The following is a 17507-nucleotide window of genomic DNA, read 5'->3' as shown; positions in this document are numbered from 1 at the left end:
CGGCCTTACCTGGCCGGCACCGCGGCGCGCGCCTTTTCCTGCTCGGGGGCGGCCACCGGCGGGGTGGGCGGCTCCTGCAGCGCCTTGCGTTCGTGGATCTCGGACAGCGCGCGCTTGTATTCCGTGGGGAACACCTTCACGAACTTCGCCCGCGAGGCCGCCCAGTTGTCCAGCAGCTCGCGCGCACGCTTGCTGCCGGTCCAGCGGTTGTGGTCCTCCAGCATCTTCTTGAGCTGCGCCTCGTCGGTCTGGCCGCGGTGCCAGATGCCGGCGTGGGTGGTCGCCATCTGCTCGTCGGAGGGCAGGATGCGGTCCAGCGTGACCATCGACAGGTTGCAGCGCGTGTGGAAAAGGCCGTCCTCGTCGTAGACGTACGCCACGCCGCCGCTCATGCCGGCCGCGAAGTTCCGGCCCGTCCTGCCGAGCACCACCACCGTGCCGCCCGTCATGTATTCGCAGCCGTGGTCGCCCGTGCCCTCCACCACCGCGGAGGCGCCCGAGAGGCGCACCGCGAAACGCTCACCCGCCACGCCGCCGAAGAAGGCCTCGCCGGTGGTGGCGCCGTACATCACCGTGTTGCCCACGATGGTGTTGCGCGTGGTGTCGCCGCGGAAGTCGATGCTCGGGCGCACGATCACGCGGCCGCCCGAGAGGCCCTTGCCGGTGTAGTCGTTGGCGTCACCGATCAGGTAGAGCGTGATGCCGCGCGTCAGGAACGCGCCGAACGACTGGCCGCCCGTGCCTTCGAGCTGGATGCGGATGGTGTCGTCGGGCAGGCCTTCCGGGTGCTCGCGCGTGACCGCGCCCGAGAGCATCGCGCCCACGGAACGGTTCACGTTGCGCGCCACCTCGATGAATTGCACCCGCTCGCCCTTTTCGATCGCGGGGCGGCTGCGCTCGATGAGCTTGCGGTCCAGCGTGTTGCCGATGTTGTGGTCCTGCGTGTCCACGTGGAAGCGCGGCACGTCGGCGGGCACCTGCGGCTGGGCGAACAGGCGGCTGAAGTCGAGGCCGCGCGCCTTCCAGTGCGCGATGCCGGCGCGCATGTCGAGCAGGTCGGTGCGGCCGATGAGGTCGTCGAACTTCGCGATACCCAGCTGCGCCATGATCTGGCGGACTTCCTCGGCGACGAAGAAGAAGTAGTTCACCACGTGCTCGGGCTTGCCCGAGAACTTCTGGCGCAGCACCGGGTCCTGCGTGGCCACGCCCACCGGGCAGGTGTTCAGGTGGCACTTGCGCATCATGATGCAGCCCTCGACCACCAGCGGCGCGGTGGCGAAGCCGAACTCGTCGGCGCCCAGCAGCGCGCCGATGGCGACGTCGCGACCCGTCTTCATCTGGCCGTCGGCCTGCACGCGGATGCGGCCGCGCAGGCGGTTGAGCACCAGGGTCTGCTGGGTCTCGGCCAGGCCGATCTCCCAGGGCGAGCCCGCGTGCTTGATGGACGACCAGGGCGAGGCGCCCGTGCCGCCGTCATGGCCGGCGATCACCACGTGGTCGCTCTTGCACTTGGCCACGCCGGCCGCGATCGTGCCCACGCCCACTTCGGAGACGAGCTTGACCGAGATGTCGGCGTGCGGCGCCACGTTCTTCAGGTCGTGGATGAGCTGCGCGAGATCCTCGATCGAGTAGATGTCGTGGTGCGGCGGCGGCGAGATCAGGCCCACGCCCGGCACGCTGTGGCGCAGCTTGCCGATGTAGTCGGAAACCTTGCCGCCGGGCAGCTGGCCGCCTTCGCCGGGCTTGGCGCCCTGGGCCATCTTGATCTGGATCTGGTCGGCCGACGACAGGTACTCGGCCGTGACGCCGAAGCGGCCGGAGGCCACCTGCTTGATGCGCGAGCGCAGCGAATCGCCGTCCTGCAGCGGCAGGTCCACCTCGACGTTGGCGGCGCCGATCACGGTCTTGAGCGTGTCGCCCTGCCTGATCGGGATGCCCTTCAGTTCCTGGCGGTAGCGCGCGGCGTCCTCGCCGCCCTCGCCCGTGTTGCTCTTGCCGCCGATGCGGTTCATCGCCACGGCCAGCGTGGCGTGCGCCTCGGTGGAGATGGAGCCCAGCGACATCGCGCCGGTGGCGAAGCGCTTGACGATCTCCTTGGCCGGTTCGACCTGCTCCACGGGGATGGCCTTGGCCGGGTCGAACTTGAACTCGAACAGGCCGCGCAGCGTCATGTGGCGGCGGCTCTGGTCGTTGATGATCTGCGCGTATTCCTTGTACGTGTTCCAGTTGTTGGCACGCGTGGAGTGCTGCAGCTTGGCGATCGCGTCGGGGCTCCACATGTGCTCTTCGCCACGGGCGCGCCAGGCGTACTCGCCGCCCGCGTCCAGCATGGTTTCCAGCACCGGGTCGTCGCCGAACGCGGCCTTGTGCATGCGGATGGCCTCTTCGGCGATCTCGAACACGCCGATGCCTTCCACGCGGCTGGCCGTGCCGGTGAAGTACTTGGCGATGGTGTCGGTGTTCAGGCCGATGGCCTCGAACAACTGCGCGCCGCAGTAGCTCATGTACGTGGACACGCCCATCTTGGACATGATCTTCGACAGGCCCTTGCCGATCGCCTTCACGTAGTTGTAGATGGCCTTCTCGGGCGAGAGGTCGCCGGACATGTCCTTGTGCATGTCGGCCAGCGTCTCCATGGCCAGGTAGGGATGCACGGCCTCGGCGCCGTAGCCCGCGAGCACGGCGAAGTGGTGCACTTCACGCGCCGTGCCGGTCTCCACCACCAGGCCCGCCGTGGTGCGCAGGCCCTCGCGCACGAGGTGCTGGTGGATGGCCGACAGCGCCAGCAGCGCGGGAATGGCCACCTGCGTCGCGCTCACGGCACGGTCGCTGATGATGAGGATGTTCGCACCGCCCTTGATCGCGTCCACGGCCTGCGCGCACAGCGAGGCCAGCTTGGCCTCCACGCCTTCGCGGCCCCAGGCCAGCGGGTAGGTGATGTCGATCACCGCGCTCTTGAACTTGCCCTGCGTGTGCTGCTCGATGTCGCGCAGCTTGGCCATGCCCGCGAAGTCGAGCACCGGCTGGCTCACTTCGAGGCGCATCGGCGGGTTCACCTGGTTGATGTCCAGCAGGTTGGGCTTCGGTCCGATGAAGCTCACGAGCGACATGACGATCGCCTCGCGGATCGGGTCGATCGGCGGGTTGGTCACCTGCGCGAAGAGCTGCTTGAAGTAGTTGTAGAGCGGCTTGTTCTTGCCCGAGAGCACGGCCAGCGGGCTGTCGTTGCCCATGGAGCCGATGCCTTCCTCGCCGTTCTTCGCCATCGGGGCCATCAGGAACTTGATGTCCTCCTGCGTGTATCCGAAGGCCTGCTGGCGGTCCAGCAGCGGCAGCTCGGCCGGCAGCGGCGCGACCGGCACGTCGCTGCCGACGCTGTCGAGCTTGATGCGCAGGTTCTCGATCCACTGCTTGTAGGGCTTGGTGTTGACGATGTTGGCCTTGAGCTCGTCGTCGTCGATCATGCGGCCCTGCTCCAGGTCGATCAGGAGCATCTTGCCGGGCTGCAGGCGCCACTTGCGCACGATCTTGTTCTCGGGCACGGGCAGCACGCCGGACTCGGAGGCCAGGATCACGATGTCGTCGTCGGTCACGCAGTAGCGCGAGGGACGCAGGCCGTTGCGGTCCAGCGTGGCGCCGATCTGGCGGCCGTCGGTGAACACGATGGAGGCCGGGCCGTCCCAGGGCTCCATCATCGCGGCGTGGTACTCGTAGAAGGCGCGGCGGCGGCCGTCCATGGTGGCGTGCTGCTCCCACGGCTCGGGGATCATCATCATCACGGCCTGGCTGATCGGATAGCCGGCCATGGTGAGCAGTTCGAGGCAGTTGTCGAACGTGGCGGTGTCGGACTGGTCGGCGAAGCTGATCGGGTAGAGCTTCTTCAGGTCCGAACCCAGCACGGGCGAGGCCATCACGCCTTCGCGCGCGCGCATCCAGTTGTAGTTGCCCTTGACGGTATTGATCTCGCCGTTGTGGGCGACGTAGCGGTACGGGTGGGCGAGCGGCCACTCGGGGAAGGTGTTGGTGGAGAAGCGCTGGTGCACGAGGCCGATGGCCGAGACACAGCGCGGGTCCTGCAGGTCGAGGTAGTAGGTGCCCACCTGGTCGGCCAGCAGCAGGCCCTTGTAGACCACGGTGCGGCTGGACATGCTGGGAACGTAGTATTCCTTGCTGTGCTTGAGCTTCAGGCTCTGGATGGCGGCGCTGGCCGTCTTGCGGATCACGTAGAGCTTGCGCTCCAGCGCGTCCTGCACGATCACGTCGTTGCCTCGGCCGATGAACACCTGGCGCAGGATGGGCTCCTTGGTGCGCACGGTGGGCGACATCGGCATCTCGACGTTCACCGGCACGTCGCGCCAGCCCAGCAGCACCTGGCCCTCGGCCTTGATGGCGCGTTCCATCTCCTGCTCGCAGGCGAGGCGCGATGCGTGCTCCTTGGGCAGGAAGATCATGCCCACGCCGTATTCGCCGGCGGGAGGCAGGGCGACGCCCTGCTTGGCCATCTCCTCGCGGTAGAGCGCGTCCGGGATCTGGATCAGGATGCCTGCGCCGTCGCCCATCAGCTTGTCGGCGCCCACGGCACCGCGGTGGTCGATGTTCTCGAGGATCTTCAGCGCCTGGGTGACGATGTCGTGGCGCTTCTCGCCCTTGATGTGGGCCACGAAGCCAAGGCCGCACGCATCGTGCTCGTTGGCGGATGCATACAAACCATGCTGTTGCAGGTGCTGGATTTCGGCGGCCGTCGTCATGGCGCACTCCTCAAGAAAAATCGCGGGGAGCCCGAGCGTATTGCATGGCGTTATGCGGAGCAAGCATTTTTAATTAGGGTCAGATACGCAATATTCTTTCCAGGCAGTTCATCAACATTTAATAGGGGACACATCAAAGTCCGTCGTGTGTATTCACATGCCTGCGGTCAGTCCTCGGGAGGCACGATACGTTTGCGCGGACGCCCTGCCTGCGCCTTCACCACCCGCCGCGCCGTCTGGGACTGCAGCGCTGCGGCGAATTCCGCATCGCCGAGCGCCCATCCCGACAGCGTCGCATCGGTAATGCGGCGGCGGTCCTGCTCGGAGAGCCCCGCCTGCACCAGCGCGCCATAGGCAGCCTCGCGCGCGAACGGGGTGTTCCCCAAGGCCCAGTAGAGCGCGTGCGGCGTCACCAGCCGGTCGGGCCGCAGGCCCAGAGCATGCGCATGGCTGGACCAGGGGTACTCCGCGGGATCGGCCACCAGGCCGGCGCGCACCGGGTTCAGGTCGATATAGGCCATGCAGGCCAGCAGGTAGCGTGCGGGATCGAGCACGGTGGAACGGTAGCGACCTTCCCACAACGTTCCCGTGCGCCCGTGGCGCTGGTTGAAGGCGCGCACGTAGCGGCGGCCGACGGCCTGCATCAGCAGCGGCAGGCCCTCGGCCGTGCGCGGCGTGGCCAGGAGATGGAAGTGGTTGTCCATCAGCACGTAGGCGTGGACCGCCACGTCGAAGGCACGCGCCTGGTCGGCGAGCGATTCCAGTAGCATTTCGCGGTCCTGCCGGTCCACGAAGACCGACTGCCGGTTGTTGCCCCGGTGGATCACGTGGTGCGGGTAGCCGGGAAGCGTCAGGCGGGGAAGGCGGGCCATGGTCGGGCACGGATGAAGAGGCGGGGCCGCGATATTAGACCCGCGGGGGCGCGCCCGGAAAAGCCGTTCCGGACTTCGTCCGGCTCAGGCCGGCACGCCCTGGGCAGCCGCCCTTTCGTCGCCTGCGTTCGCGCCGTCATCGCCCGCCAGGCCGAAGCGCGGACCGAGTTCCCGCTCCAGCCCGAACTCGGCGAGGATCGCACGCAGCCGCTCGGCCGCACTGCGCTTGCGCTGGCCGGTATGCCGGGCCACGATCAACTCGTTTTTCATGCTGTGCTCCCAGCCCACCAGTTCCGTCACCGTGACCTGGTAGCCGCTGGCTTCCAGGTACAGGCAGCGCAGCACATTGGTCAACTGGCTGCCCAGCTCGCGCGTGTGCAGCGGATGGCGCCACAGCTCGGCCAGGGGCGTGCGCGCCAGGGCCAGGGCCTTGTTCTGCCGCAGGCACGCCGCGACCTCGGCCTGGCAGCACGGCACCAGCACCATGGCGCGCGCCTGCTTGGCCAGCCCGAAGGCGATCGCATCGTCCGTCGCGGTATCGCAGGCGTGGAGCGCCGTCACCACGTCGAAGCGCGCAGGCAGGGCATCGGCCTGCATGGAGTCGGCCACGCTCAGGGCCAGGAACGACATGCGTTCGAAGCCCAGGCGATGGGCCAGCGCCTGCGAGCGCTCCACCAGTTCGGCCCGCGTCTCGATGCCGTAGATGTGGCCGCGCCCCAGTTCCCGGAAGAACAGGTCGTAGAGGATGAATCCCAGGTACGATTTTCCGGCGCCGTGGTCCGCCAGCGTGGGGGCCTGCCCGTCCTGCGCGAACTCGCGCAGCAGGGGCTCGATGAACTGGAACAGGTGGTACACCTGCTTGAGCTTGCGGCGCGAATCCTGGTTGAGCCGTCCTTCGCGCGTGAGGATGTGCAGTTCCTTGAGCAGTTCCACGGACTGGCCGGGCCGCAGTTCCTGCAGCACCTGGGCATCCGCACCCGCGCCTGCATTGCGGCGCGCCGCCGGGGCTTTCAGTACCTGCGCGGCCATCCGTGCGGTCTTCTTCATGCACCGCTCCGCGCGCCGCCGTGCGCCACCGGGCAGCGCGGCCCGACGTCGAGTGCCGCCCAGCCGTCGGCCCCCAGTTCCTCGAGCACCTCGATGTTGCGCTCGAAGATCGCTTCGGCCTCGGGAAAGGCTTCCACGGCCCGGTCGATGCTTTCTTCGCGCAGCAGGTGCAGCGTGGGGTACGGCGCCCGGTTGGTGGCGTTGCCCACGTCGTCCACTTCCGTGCCGGCGAACTGGAAGCGCGGATGGAACGAGGCCACCTGCAGGATGCCGCCCAGATCCATGGCATCGACAAGATCATCGGCCAGGCCGAGGAAATCATTGAAGTCGAGGAAATCCTCCATGCAGCGCGGCGCCATCAGCAGCGTGGTGTCGCGCTGCTCGGGCGAGGCCTCGGCCAGGGCTTCGAGCTCGCGCTGCAGGTCTTCGATGAGCGCGCGCGCATCCTCGGCCTCGCTCACCACATAGTGGATCTGCCCCTTCACGTGCACGGACTTGGCGAAGGGGCACAGGTTCAGCCCGATGACCGCACGCTCCAGCCAGCGGACCGTGTCGTCGATCACGGTCCGGTGCATGGTGGATGCGCTCGCGGCGCTGGAGGGCGGCACCGCGTCGGCGGAGGATTCGGTCATGGAGTCTTTCGGCAGGCTGGCGCGCGTATCGGCAGGAGGGTGATTTTATCGGGCCCCGCCCGCCGCGCCCCTGGCGCCACCGCCACGCTCAGGAGAGCAGCCGGCGGCCCGTCAGCCGTTCGTGCTCGCGCACCGCGAAACGGTCCGTCATGCCGGCGATGAAGTCGGCGACGATGCGGGCATGGGGCAGGCCGCCGGCACCGGCAGCTGCCTCCCGCGCCGCCACGGCGCGGTCGGCGAACCGGTGCTTCATTTCCGAAGGCCGCTCCGCGTAGATGCCGAACAGGTCGCGCACCACCTGCTGGGCGTGGCCGGTGGTTTCCATCACCTGCGGATGGCGGTAGAGGTTCTGGAACAGGAAGCGCTTGAGTTCGATGGACTGCGCACGCATGGCCGCGCTGAAAGCCACCAGCGGCGGCATGCGGCGCACATCGTCCGCCGTGCGCGGTGCAGCCTGCGCCAGCGCGGCTTCGGTGGCGCCGATCACGTCGTACACCTGGGCGCTCAGCATGCGGCGGATGGCCTCGTGCAGCAGCCGGCGCCGTGCCTGCGGCGCGGCCAGGTGCGGATGTTCCCGCTCGGCATCGGCCCGGAAACGGTCGAACAGCGGCACATCGCGCAGCTGGGCCAGGGTGATCAGGCCGGAACGCACGCCATCGTCGATGTCGTGGGCGTTGTAGGCGATCTCGTCGGCCAGGTTGCAGAGCTGCGCCTCCAGGCCGGGCTGCTCCCGGCGCAGGAACCGCGCGCCCACGCCGCCGGGCTCCGAGGCCTCCAGGCGCTCGGCATTGGCGCGCGAGCAGTGCTTGAGGATGCCCTCGCGCGTCTCGAAGGTCAGGTTCAGGCCGTCGTAGTCCGGGTAGCGCTCTTCCAGCGCATCCACCACGCGCAGGCTCTGCAGGTTGTGCTCGAAGCCTCCGTACGGGGCCATGCAGGCATTCAGCGCATCCTGGCCCGCATGCCCGAAAGGCGTATGCCCCAGGTCGTGCGCCAGCGAAATCGCCTCGACCAGATCCTCGTTGATGCGCAGCGAGCGCGCGATGGAACGCCCCAGTTGCGCGACTTCGAGCGAATGCGTGAGCCGGGTGCGGAACAGGTCGCCCTCGTGGTTGAGGAACACCTGGGTCTTGTACACCAGCCGGCGGAAACCGGTCGAATGCACGATGCGATCGCGGTCGCGCTGGTACTCGGTGCGCGTGGGCGCGGGTGCCTGCGGATGGCGGCGGCCGCGCGTCCGGGCGGGGTCGCTGGCATAGGGCGCGAGCGGGCCGGCAGTCTGGCCCGCGGCGCCTTCCACCGCGCCGGCACCGGACTGCCCGACTGCGCCGGGGGAATGCATGTCCGCCATCGGGCGCTCCCGCATCCTCAGCTCACGCGCAGCAGGCGCCGATGACCTCGCGCACCAGCGCGTCGGGCGCGGGACGCACGGCGGCGCGGCCCGGTCCGTCGATGACGACGAAACGGATCTCGCCCCCTTCCGACTTCTTGTCCAGGCGCATGAGCTCCAGGTAGCGGCCGGCGTTGTCGGCAGGATCGAGCACGGCGCCCCGCACGGGAAGGCCGGCTCGCTCGACGAGGCGGCGCAACCGCGCGGTGAACGCCTCGTCCACCAGGCCCAGCCGGCGCGACAGCTCGGCGGCCATCACCATGCCCGCCCCCACGCCTTCGCCGTGCAGCCACACGCCATAGCCCATGCCCGCCTCGATCGCGTGCCCGAAGGTATGGCCGAAGTTCAGGATGGCGCGCAGGCCGGCCTCCCGCTCGTCCTGCCCCACCACCCAGGCCTTGATTTCGCAACTGCGGCGCACGGCGTGGGCCAGGGCCGCGTGGTCGCCCGCGCGCAGGGCTTCGACATGGTCTTCGAGCCAGGCCAGGAATTCCATGTCCGCGATCGGGCCGTACTTGATGACCTCGGCCAGGCCCGCGCTCAACTCCCGCGCGGGCAGCGTCGCCAGGGTGGCGAGGTCGCACACCACCAGCTGCGGCTGGTAGAACGCCCCGATCATGTTCTTGCCCAGGGGGTGGTTGATGGCCGTCTTGCCGCCCACCGAAGAATCGACCTGCGCGAGCAGTGTCGTGGGCACCTGCACGAACGGCACGCCACGCATGTAGCTCGCGGCGGCGAAGCCGGTCATGTCGCCCACGACACCTCCGCCCAGCGCGAAAAGCACCGTCTTGCGGTCACAGCCGTGCGACAGCAGCGCATCGAAGATGCGGTTCAGCGTCGGCCAGTCCTTGTGCTCCTCGCCGTCGGGCAGCACGGCCAGGACGACATCGGCATAGTGCGCGGACAGCGCGGCGCGCAACGGCTCCGCGTAGAGCGGCGCCACCGTCTCGTTCGTCACGATCAACGCGCGGGCGGCCCTGGGCAGCGCGCCGTAGGTCCGGGCATCGCCCAGCAGACCCGCGCCGATCTCGATACCGTAACTCCGGTCGCCCAGCGCGATCTCCACGCGGCCGGCATGCGCCTGCGGCGCAGGCGACGCCACGGGCGGGGCCATGCGGTCCGCCACGGCGGCGCCGGTATGGGAGGACGGAAGGGACCGGTCGGTGTCTCGAACGGAAAATGCGTCGGCAGTCATGCCGTGGAGTCTATCGGCTTCCGTCAGGTCTTCATGGGGATGGCGGACGGATGCCTGCCAGCTCCAGCTGCATGGCGATGTGCTGGACCAGGGCCGCCACGTTCTTGCCGCGCTCCGGCGAGATGACGAAATGGGCCGCCTCCCGGTAGAGCGGGTCCCTCTCGCGCTGCAGTTCGCGGAGCCGGTCCAGCGGCGAACCCACCTGCAGCAGGGGCCGCGTCTGGTCGTGGCGGATGTGCCGGAAGATTTCCTCCGGCGAAGCGTTGAGGTAAACGACCGTGCCCCGCTCACGCAGGCGTGTCCGGTTGCCGGGACGTATCACGACCCCGCCGCCCGTGGCCAGCACCTGGGGCGGCACGTTCGCCTCCGTCAGCTCGAGGATGACCTCCTCCTCCAGGTCACGGAAGGCGGCTTCGCCTTCACGATCGAAAAAACCACGGATCGAGCCGCCGATGCGCTGCTCGATCACGTGGTCCGAATCGATGAAGGGCAGGCCCAGCCGCCGGGCGAGATGTCGCCCGACGGTGGATTTACCCGAGCCTGGAAGGCCGATGAGGTGGATGCTCAGTTGGGGTCCGCGCAATTGTTGATGCTGCCGAAAGGACTGACCTGCGAGGCGGGAGGCACCTGCGCGTTCGTCATGTCGGAAGACGGTGCCCCCGTGAAGAAGCTGAAGAACGTGCTGGATTCCGTGCCCGCAACGATGGCCCTGGCAGCCAGCTCGATCTGCAGCCAATTGGCATATTGCTGCCCAAAGGTCAGCGTGAAGGTTGCGCTGCCGGTGGCATCCGTGGTCACGGAAGCCGGCGCAATGGCAGCCGGCAGCCCCGGGCTCAGGCGGCCGTTGCCGTCCCGGTCCTCGCCCGGATCGAGAATGCCGTTGCGATTGGCATCTTCATTGAAGCAGAAGGCCGGGGGATTGTCCCTGTAGGTCCAGACATTGTTGGTCTTGTCGAAGAGCAGAGTACCCTTGCCATACAGCGGAGCCCAGTACGACAGCGCCACATTCTGGTTGGCCACCGGCGCGCCGGTGGCATCCGTGACCTGCACGGAGAACGTATTGCGGTACGTGGTCGTCAGCTTCTCGATCTGGTTGTTGGCCGCGATGGAGATGAAGAGCGCCTGGTTGCTCACCGTCAGGGACGACACGGCACTGATGTTGGTGTTGGCCACGCTGGCGCGGATCTGCACGCCATTGGCAGCAGTCGAGGTGGCGCCGGCCACGAACACATCCGTCGCCAGTCCGTTGGCATCGGTGACTGCCGTGCCCGTCTTGATGGCGCCGCCGCTCAGGTCCTGCACCACGGTGAAGAACACGGTCTTGCCCTTGACGGCATTGCCGGCAGCGTCGCGCACGGTGGCGCGCAGTTGCACCTGGCTGGTGCTGCTGCCGGCCGGGTTGGGTGCCAGGGCTGCCGACGAAGTCTGCAGGACCAGGGTCGCGGGCGTGGAAGCCACGAAATTCAGCGGCAGGGTCGTGATGGCGTTGTCATCCACGCGGGCGCTCACCGTGGCGATGCCCACCGACGGGGAAGTCACCTGCACCGTGGCCGAACCATTCGCGTCGGTCACCGCCTGCGTGGGCGTCACGGTCCCGCGGGTCGTGCCGAACGAAATGACCTTGCCCGCCACTCCGGCATTGCCCGACAGGTAGCGCACTGTCACCGTGCGGGTGCTGTTGACCTCGACCTCCGTGTTGGCAGCGGGGGCCGAGAAGGCGAAATTCACGCTGCTGACATTGATCGTGAGCGCCTGCGACGCCCCAGCGCCCTGGATGGTCAGCGTGTCCGTGCCGCTGCGGGTGGCTGCATAGGCCAGCGTCACCGAACCATTGGTGTCCGTCGTGGCGCTGCTGGCAGTAACCGCATTGCCCAGCGACGATGAAGCAGTCACCGCAACGCCGGGAAGAGCGGCCCCGCCGCTGTCGCGCAAGGACACGGCGAAGTTGGTCGTTGCGCCCGTCAGCATGGACGTGGCACCCGATGCCGTCAGCGTGGTGCCCGAGACCGGAATGGTCGCCTTCTGCGTGACGGAGCCCGATGCCACCGTCACCACGATGTCGCGGTTGGAACGGTCCGTGCCGGCGGTGAGGGTGGCCGTGGCGCGGCCGTCCGCACCGGTGGAGGCCGCCGCGCTGGCCAGCGTGCCGCTGCTCGCACTGAAGGTCACCGGCTTGGACGCGATGGCGTTGTTGGCTGCGTCCTTCAGCACGGCCGTGACCGTCACGCCCGTGGCATCGGCGGATGCCAGCGTGGTCGCCGAGGTCAGGACCTCGATGGATGCCACGTTCGGCGTCGTGGTGCCGCCGCCGCTTCCGCCGCCGCTGCTCCCGCCGCTCCCGCCACCTCCTCCACACGCTGCAAGCGTGGCAGCCAGCGTCAACGCGATGGCTCTCATCAATGCTTTCATTCGTTCACCTTCATTTGCTTTTAACGGACCGGACCTTTGTCCGAAATCACCTTCGGCGTGATGAACACCAGCATTTCGCGCTTGGTGGACTCACGGGTCCTGTTTTTGAAGAGGTTGCCGACGACCGGCACGTCTCCCAGCAGGGGGATCTTGTTTTCCTGGTTGGTTTCCTCCAACCGGAAGATCCCGCCGATCACCACGGTACCGCCGTTCTCCACCAGAACCTGCGTCTTGACGTGGTTCGTGTCGATGGCGACGCCCTGCGTGGTCGTCTCTCCCTTGCTGTCCTTGTTCACATCCAGGTCGAGGATGATGTTGCCCTCGGGCGTGATCTGGGGCGTGACCTCCAGCTTCAGCACCGCCTTCTTGAAGGCGATGGTGGTCGCGCCGTTCGGGGCCGTCACCGAGTACGGGTATTCGGTACCCTGCTCGATCAGGGCCTTGGTCTGGTCCGCCGTGATGAGGCGCGGGCTCGATACCACCTTGCCCTGGCCGTCGGCTTCCATGGCGGACAGCTCCAGGGTCAGGAAGCGGTTCGCTGCGGAATTGAAGAGCGTCAGCGCGAAGTTGCCGAAGCTGGCGCCGGAAGAGAGCGCGGCCGGCAGGTTCACGAAGGTGGAGCCGGCGGCATCCGACCCCGTCGCCACCGTTCCGCCCGCGCCGCTCGATGCGACGGCGTTGTTGTAGCTGGTGCCGATCGCGAGGCGGTTGTTGCCGCCCACGCTGTAGCCGCCGTCTCCCCCGCGGTTGGCCCGCAGGTCGGCGCCACCCAGGCGCACGCCCAGGGAGCGGCCGAAGGTGTCGCGCGCCTCGACGATGCGCGCCTCGATCATCACCTGGCGCACGGCCACGTCCAGCGTGCTGAGCAGCTGGCGCACCTCTTCCAGCTTGGAAGGAGTGTCGGTGACGAAGAGCTGGTTGGTGCGAGGCTCGGCGATCGCGCTGCCACGCTCGGACAGGAAGCGGGTGGACGTGCCGGTGCTGCCGGTGCTGTTGTTGGCCAGCTGGGTCACCATGTCGGCCGCCTTGGCGTAGTTGAGCTGGAAGGCCTGCGTGCGCAGCGGTTCGAGCTTCTGGATGGCGAGCGCCGCTTCATAGTCCTTCTTCGTACGGGCGTCGATCTCGTCCTTCGGGGCGATCCACAGCACGGTGCCGGACTTGCGCATGCCCAGGCCCTTGGCATCCATGATGATCTGCAGCGCCTGGTCCCAGGGCACATCCTTGAGCCGGAGCGTGAGGGCGCCGGTCACCGTGTCGGACGTGACGATGTTGAAATTGGTGAAGTCCGCGATCACCTGCAGCAGCGAGCGCACCTCGATGTTCTGGAAGTTGAGCGACAGCTTCTCGCCGCTGAAGCCCGGTCCCTGGCTCAGCTTGTTCAGATCGACCTTCTTCTGCCGCACCTCGACCACGAACTGGTTGTCGCTCTGGTAGGCGCTGTGCTCCCACTCCCCGATGGGCTCGATCGTCATGCGCACGCGCTCGCCCTGGGTGGTGGTGGTCACGGTGCGCACGGGCGTGCCGAAGTCCGTGACGTCGAGGCGCCTGCGCAGCCCCTCGGGCAGCGAGGACTTGAGGAATTCCACCACGAGGTTGTTGCCCTGCTTGCGCAGGTCCACGCCCACCTGGTTGTTGGCCAGGCCAACGATGACCCGGCCGGCGCCGTCGGTGCCGCGGCGGAAATCCACGTCGCGCAGCGGAAGCACGTCGGTATTGCGGTTTTCAGCGAACACCGCGGGGGCGGCCGCATTGGACACAGCCCCGCCGGACACGGGCTCCAGCGACACCATGAGGGCGGAACCCTGCACTTCCGCCTTGTAGGACGTGGGTTGCTTGAGATTGAGGACCACCCGTGAACGGTCGCCTGCCTGGACGATGTTCACCGACTTCAGGTTGCCCTGGTTCACCTCGACCAGCGACTTGCCCGTCCCGTTGGTGGTGTTGGGGAAGTCCAGCGCGATGCGGGCGGGTGCCTGGATCGCGAAGCCCGAAGGCACGGCGCCGAGCGGCTGCGACAGCTCGATGCGGACCATTTCCGTTCCGCCCTGCACTGCACCCGTGACCGACTCGATCGCGGCCTGCGCATGGGCCCAGGTACTGCACAACGTGGCTGCGGCAGCCAGCAAGGCCGCCCGGCAGCGAAAACCAAACCATTTCGTTCGAATCATTTCTTCCCCTCTTGGAGATCCAGCGTCGCAGGACGCTCCATCCAGTCACCCGTGGCGTCCTGGACTATTTCACGCAGCTGAACGGCCGTCTCGGTGATCCGGGTGATCTTTCCGTAGTTCTGGCCCAGGTAATTGCCCACGCGCACCTGGTAGATCAGGTTGTCCACCTTCAGAAGGGCCGTCGGAACACCGTTCTTGTTCAGGCTGCCGACCATGGCCATGGCATCCAGCGGATAGGCCTCCAGCGGCTCCTTGCGGCGGGCCATCTCGGGCGCGATCAGCGTCGCGTTGGAGGCCACCTGGGCGGAATCGCGGCGCAGCGCCTGCGTCAGCTTGGTCTGATTGAACGGATCGGCGCTTCCATCGACGAGATAGTTCTCCGGCTGGAACCGCTTGGGCTCGCTCAGGGGTGTGACGTGCGGGCGGGTGGTCGCACGCAACTGCGCCATCCACTCGCGCAGCTCGTCCTCGTTGGAGGAGCCGCAGCCCTGCAGGGCCGCCACCGCGAGCACGGCCAGCGCATACGGAAGGTGCCGCTTCATTTCTTTCCTCCGGCAGCCTTGCGCTGGGCCTGGATCTCGTCGGGGTCCAGGTAGCGGAACGTGCGCGCCGTGGCGTCCATGGACAGCGAGCCCGCCGGCGCATCCTTCGCATTCGCGGGCGACAGCGCAATGTTGTTCAGCGTGACGATGCGGGAGAGATTGGCGATGTCCGCCGCGAACGCGCCGATGTCGTGGTACTTGCCCGTGACCCTGATGGCGATGGGCAGCTCGGCATAGTAATCGCGCACCACCACCTGCCCCGGACGGAACAGTTCGAACTGCAGGCTGCGCCCCAGGCCGGCCTGGTTGATGTCCGACAGCAGCGCGGCCATCTCGGCCTTGCTGGGCAGTTGCTTCTCGAGCTGGATCACGTACTGCTGCACCTGCTCGCGCTGCTTCTTCAGGGCGTCCAGGCTCACGGCCTTGACGAGCTTGCGCTGGTAGTCCTCCCGCAGGCTGACTTCCTTCGCGCGCTCGGCGTCGAGCTCGTCCTGGTACTCGTTGATCTTGAAGAACCAGAGGAACGCCGCCACCGCCACGGCGATGAAGACGCACAGCAGCAGCCGGGGCAGGGGCGGCCAGAGGGAGGGGTCCTTCGGATCCAGGTTCCTGAATTGCCGCTGCAGACTGTCCTGCAGCGCGCCGAAATCCACGGATGTCTTTTTTCTCGTCGCCATGCTCATCCCCCCGCCGCGCGCGGCGCGCTCGCGCCGTCCATGGCCTTCTGCGCCTCGCTGGTCCGCATGAGCCGGAAACGCACGTTGAACGAAGCCACCCGGCGCTGGTCGCGCGGCGTCAGGGCCACGTTCGTGGCCACGATCTCCACCAGCTCGGGCTTGGAGAACCACGGGGTGTTGTCCGCCAGGTTGCGCAGCATCTCCGAGACGCGCTCGTTGGATTGCGCCATGCCCTGCATGGTGATGACCTGGTCCGCCTGCTTCAGACTCGTGATGTAGACACCGTCAGGCAGCTGCCGCACCAGTTCCGAAAGCAGATGGACGGGCAGGTTGCGGTCGGACTGGAGATCCTCCACCGCCTTCTGGCGCGCACGCAGGGCAGCGATTTCCTCTTCGATCGTGGCGATTTCCTTGATCTGCCCCTCCAGGACCTGGATCTCGGACTGCAGGAAGGCATTGCGCCCCTGCTGCTCTCCGATCATCATCTGGAACCACCAATAGACGACGGCGGCGATCGCGAGGCCCATCAGGAACGACGCGAACATCGCCACCTGGAAGGCTTCCTTGCGGCGTTTCCGGGCTGCCTCGCGGTGGGGCAGCAGGTTGATGAGAATCACTGGAGGAACCTCCGCATGGCGAGCCCGCACGAAGTCAGGTAGGAAGGCGCCTCTCGCACCATCTTCTTGAGACGGACGGAACTTCCGATCTCCATGCCCTCAAAGGGATTGATGGCCGTGCAGGCGCAGCCCGAGTGCTGCGTGACGGCTTCCGTCAGGCCGGGCAGCGGCGCGGAGCCGCCGGCCAGCATGATGTGATCCACCCGGTTGTAGGGCGTACTGGTGAAGAAGAACTGCAATGCACGGCCGATTTCCTGAGCCATGCTCTCCACGAACGGGCGGAGGACGGCGGAGGCGTAGTCCTCCGGCAGGTCGCCGCTGCGCTTCTTGCTCTCCGCTTCCTCGGCGGAAAAACCGTATTGGCGGACGATGAGCTGGGTGAGCTGCGCGCCGCCGAAGGCCTGGTCCCGGTCGTAGAGGACCTCTTCATTGCGTATGACCTGCATGCTCGTCGTGAGCGCGCCCACCTCGAACAGCGCCACCAGCGCGTCCTTGCCCTGCTGCGGCAGGGCCTCGATGAGCCGGCCCGCGGCGAGCCGGGATGCATGGGATTCGATATCGACGATGACCGGCTTCAGGCCGGCGGCCTCGGCCAGCCCCTGCCGGTCCTGCACCTTCTCGCGCCGCGAGGCGGCGATCAGCACGTCCACGTCGCCCGGCGCGCTCTTGTTGGGGCCGATGACGCAGAAATCGAGGCTCACCTCGTCGAGGGAAAACGGAATGTACTGGTTGGCCTCGGACTCGACCTGGACCTCGAGCTCCTGCTCCGTCATGCCGCCCGGCAGGGTGATGCGCTTGGTGATCACCGCCGAAGGCGGCAGAGCGAGCGCCACGTTCCTGGTGCGCGTGCCGCTCTTCTTCACCAGCCGGCGCAGGGCCTCGGCGACCTCGTCGAATTTTTCGATGTTGCCGTCGCTGATCCAGCCCCGCTCCAGGGGCTCGATCGCGCAACGCTCCAGTACCAGCCCCCCTGCCTTGTCGCGCCCGAGCTCGACCAGCTTGACACTGGAGGAGCTGATGTCGATGCCCAGCAGCGGCGCAGCCTGGCGACTGAACAAAGATCCCAAAGAGATCAAGATTGGCCCCCTGTAACTCGCCTTATTGACGCAACAAAACTTAACATTTCACATGAATGCTAGCAGTAAGGTTGCGGGGCGGCAAAGCGTTTCCCGCCGCCGAAGCCGGCGGTACGTTGTCAAAAGCAGACGGTTTT

General features: G+C 67.3%; 13 protein-coding genes. All 13 read right to left on the bottom strand.

The annotated features are described in order from the left end of the window. Positions 1–5: 5 nt before the first annotated feature. Positions 6–4748, bottom strand: a complete 4743-nt coding sequence (locus BLR99_RS11890; RefSeq protein ID WP_017438155.1) for a glutamate synthase-related protein — start codon at positions 4746–4748, stop codon at positions 6–8. 167 nt (positions 4749–4915) lie between these two features. Continuing rightward, entirely contained in the window at positions 4916–5620 is a 705-nt protein-coding gene (locus BLR99_RS11885; protein WP_011794163.1) for a transposase, read from the bottom strand. Positions 5621–5704: 84 nt separating this feature from the next. After that, positions 5705–6667, bottom strand: a complete 963-nt coding sequence (locus BLR99_RS11880) for a class I SAM-dependent methyltransferase (RefSeq protein ID WP_011794162.1) — start codon at positions 6665–6667, stop codon at positions 5705–5707. Then, positions 6664–7242, bottom strand: coding sequence for a DUF1415 domain-containing protein (locus tag BLR99_RS11875; RefSeq protein WP_046060469.1), 579 nt, complete (start codon positions 7240–7242; stop codon positions 6664–6666). Before BLR99_RS11875 ends, BLR99_RS11880 begins: the two co-directional genes overlap by 4 nt. A 145-nt stretch (positions 7243–7387) precedes the next feature. Beyond that, positions 7388–8647, bottom strand: a complete 1260-nt coding sequence (locus BLR99_RS11870) for a deoxyguanosinetriphosphate triphosphohydrolase (protein ID WP_011794160.1) — start codon at positions 8645–8647, stop codon at positions 7388–7390. 22 nt (positions 8648–8669) lie between these two features. After that, the gene (gene aroB / locus BLR99_RS11865; RefSeq protein WP_011794159.1) at positions 8670–9800 is read right to left on the bottom strand and encodes a 3-dehydroquinate synthase; all 1131 of its coding nucleotides are present in this window, start codon (positions 9798–9800) and stop codon (positions 8670–8672) included. A 112-nt stretch (positions 9801–9912) separates the two neighbouring features. After that, complete coding sequence (locus tag BLR99_RS11860) at positions 9913–10464, bottom strand: shikimate kinase (RefSeq protein ID WP_011794158.1); 552 nt, start codon at positions 10462–10464, stop codon at positions 9913–9915. Then, complete coding sequence (locus tag BLR99_RS11855; protein WP_228193895.1) at positions 10446–12167, bottom strand: Ig-like domain-containing protein; 1722 nt, start codon at positions 12165–12167, stop codon at positions 10446–10448. The genes BLR99_RS11860 and BLR99_RS11855 overlap by 19 nt, the downstream gene beginning before the upstream one ends. A gap of 143 nt (positions 12168–12310) precedes the next feature. Continuing rightward, positions 12311–14458 (bottom strand): type IV pilus secretin PilQ, encoded by a 2148-nt coding sequence (locus BLR99_RS11850; protein WP_011794156.1) that lies wholly within the window; start codon positions 14456–14458, stop codon positions 12311–12313. Then, entirely contained in the window at positions 14455–15000 is a 546-nt protein-coding gene (locus BLR99_RS11845; RefSeq protein ID WP_011794155.1) for a pilus assembly protein PilP, read from the bottom strand. The genes BLR99_RS11850 and BLR99_RS11845 overlap by 4 nt, the downstream gene beginning before the upstream one ends. Next, a complete protein-coding gene (locus tag BLR99_RS11840; protein ID WP_011794154.1) occupies positions 14997–15677 on the bottom strand; it encodes a type IV pilus inner membrane component PilO in 681 nt (226 codons plus the stop codon). The genes BLR99_RS11845 and BLR99_RS11840 overlap by 4 nt, the downstream gene beginning before the upstream one ends. Before the next feature lie 2 nt (positions 15678–15679). Continuing rightward, complete coding sequence (locus BLR99_RS11835; RefSeq protein WP_011794153.1) at positions 15680–16294, bottom strand: PilN domain-containing protein; 615 nt, start codon at positions 16292–16294, stop codon at positions 15680–15682. Further along, on the bottom strand, positions 16291–17370 hold the full coding sequence (locus BLR99_RS11830) for a pilus assembly protein PilM (protein ID WP_011794152.1): 1080 nt from the start codon (positions 17368–17370) through the stop codon (positions 16291–16293). The genes BLR99_RS11835 and BLR99_RS11830 overlap by 4 nt, the downstream gene beginning before the upstream one ends. Positions 17371–17507: the final 137 nt, after the last annotated feature.

The organism is Paracidovorax citrulli (genome assembly GCF_900100305.1).
GTDB lineage: Bacteria > Pseudomonadota > Gammaproteobacteria > Burkholderiales > Burkholderiaceae_C > Paracidovorax > Paracidovorax citrulli.
Note: the sequence above shows the minus strand (reverse complement) of the source record. Positions and strands in the feature narration are given on the sequence as shown.

Excerpts from the sequence above, each read along its gene's own strand:
- BLR99_RS11875 (WP_046060469.1), bottom strand. The coding sequence starts at position 7,242 with ATGCACCGGACCGTGATCGACGACACGGTCCGCTGGCTGGAGCGTGCG.
- BLR99_RS11890 (WP_017438155.1), bottom strand. The coding sequence starts at position 4,748 with ATGACGACGGCCGCCGAAATCCAGCACCTGCAACAGCATGGTTTGTAT.
- BLR99_RS11840 (WP_011794154.1), bottom strand. The coding sequence starts at position 15,677 with ATGGCGACGAGAAAAAAGACATCCGTGGATTTCGGCGCGCTGCAGGAC.
- aroB (WP_011794159.1), bottom strand. The coding sequence starts at position 9,800 with ATGGCCCCGCCCGTGGCGTCGCCTGCGCCGCAGGCGCATGCCGGCCGC.
- BLR99_RS11850 (WP_011794156.1), bottom strand. The coding sequence starts at position 14,458 with ATGATTCGAACGAAATGGTTTGGTTTTCGCTGCCGGGCGGCCTTGCTG.
- BLR99_RS11885 (WP_011794163.1), bottom strand. The coding sequence starts at position 5,620 with ATGGCCCGCCTTCCCCGCCTGACGCTTCCCGGCTACCCGCACCACGTG.
- BLR99_RS11845 (WP_011794155.1), bottom strand. The coding sequence starts at position 15,000 with ATGAAGCGGCACCTTCCGTATGCGCTGGCCGTGCTCGCGGTGGCGGCC.
- BLR99_RS11870 (WP_011794160.1), bottom strand. The coding sequence starts at position 8,647 with ATGGCGGACATGCATTCCCCCGGCGCAGTCGGGCAGTCCGGTGCCGGC.
- BLR99_RS11880 (WP_011794162.1), bottom strand. The coding sequence starts at position 6,667 with ATGAAGAAGACCGCACGGATGGCCGCGCAGGTACTGAAAGCCCCGGCG.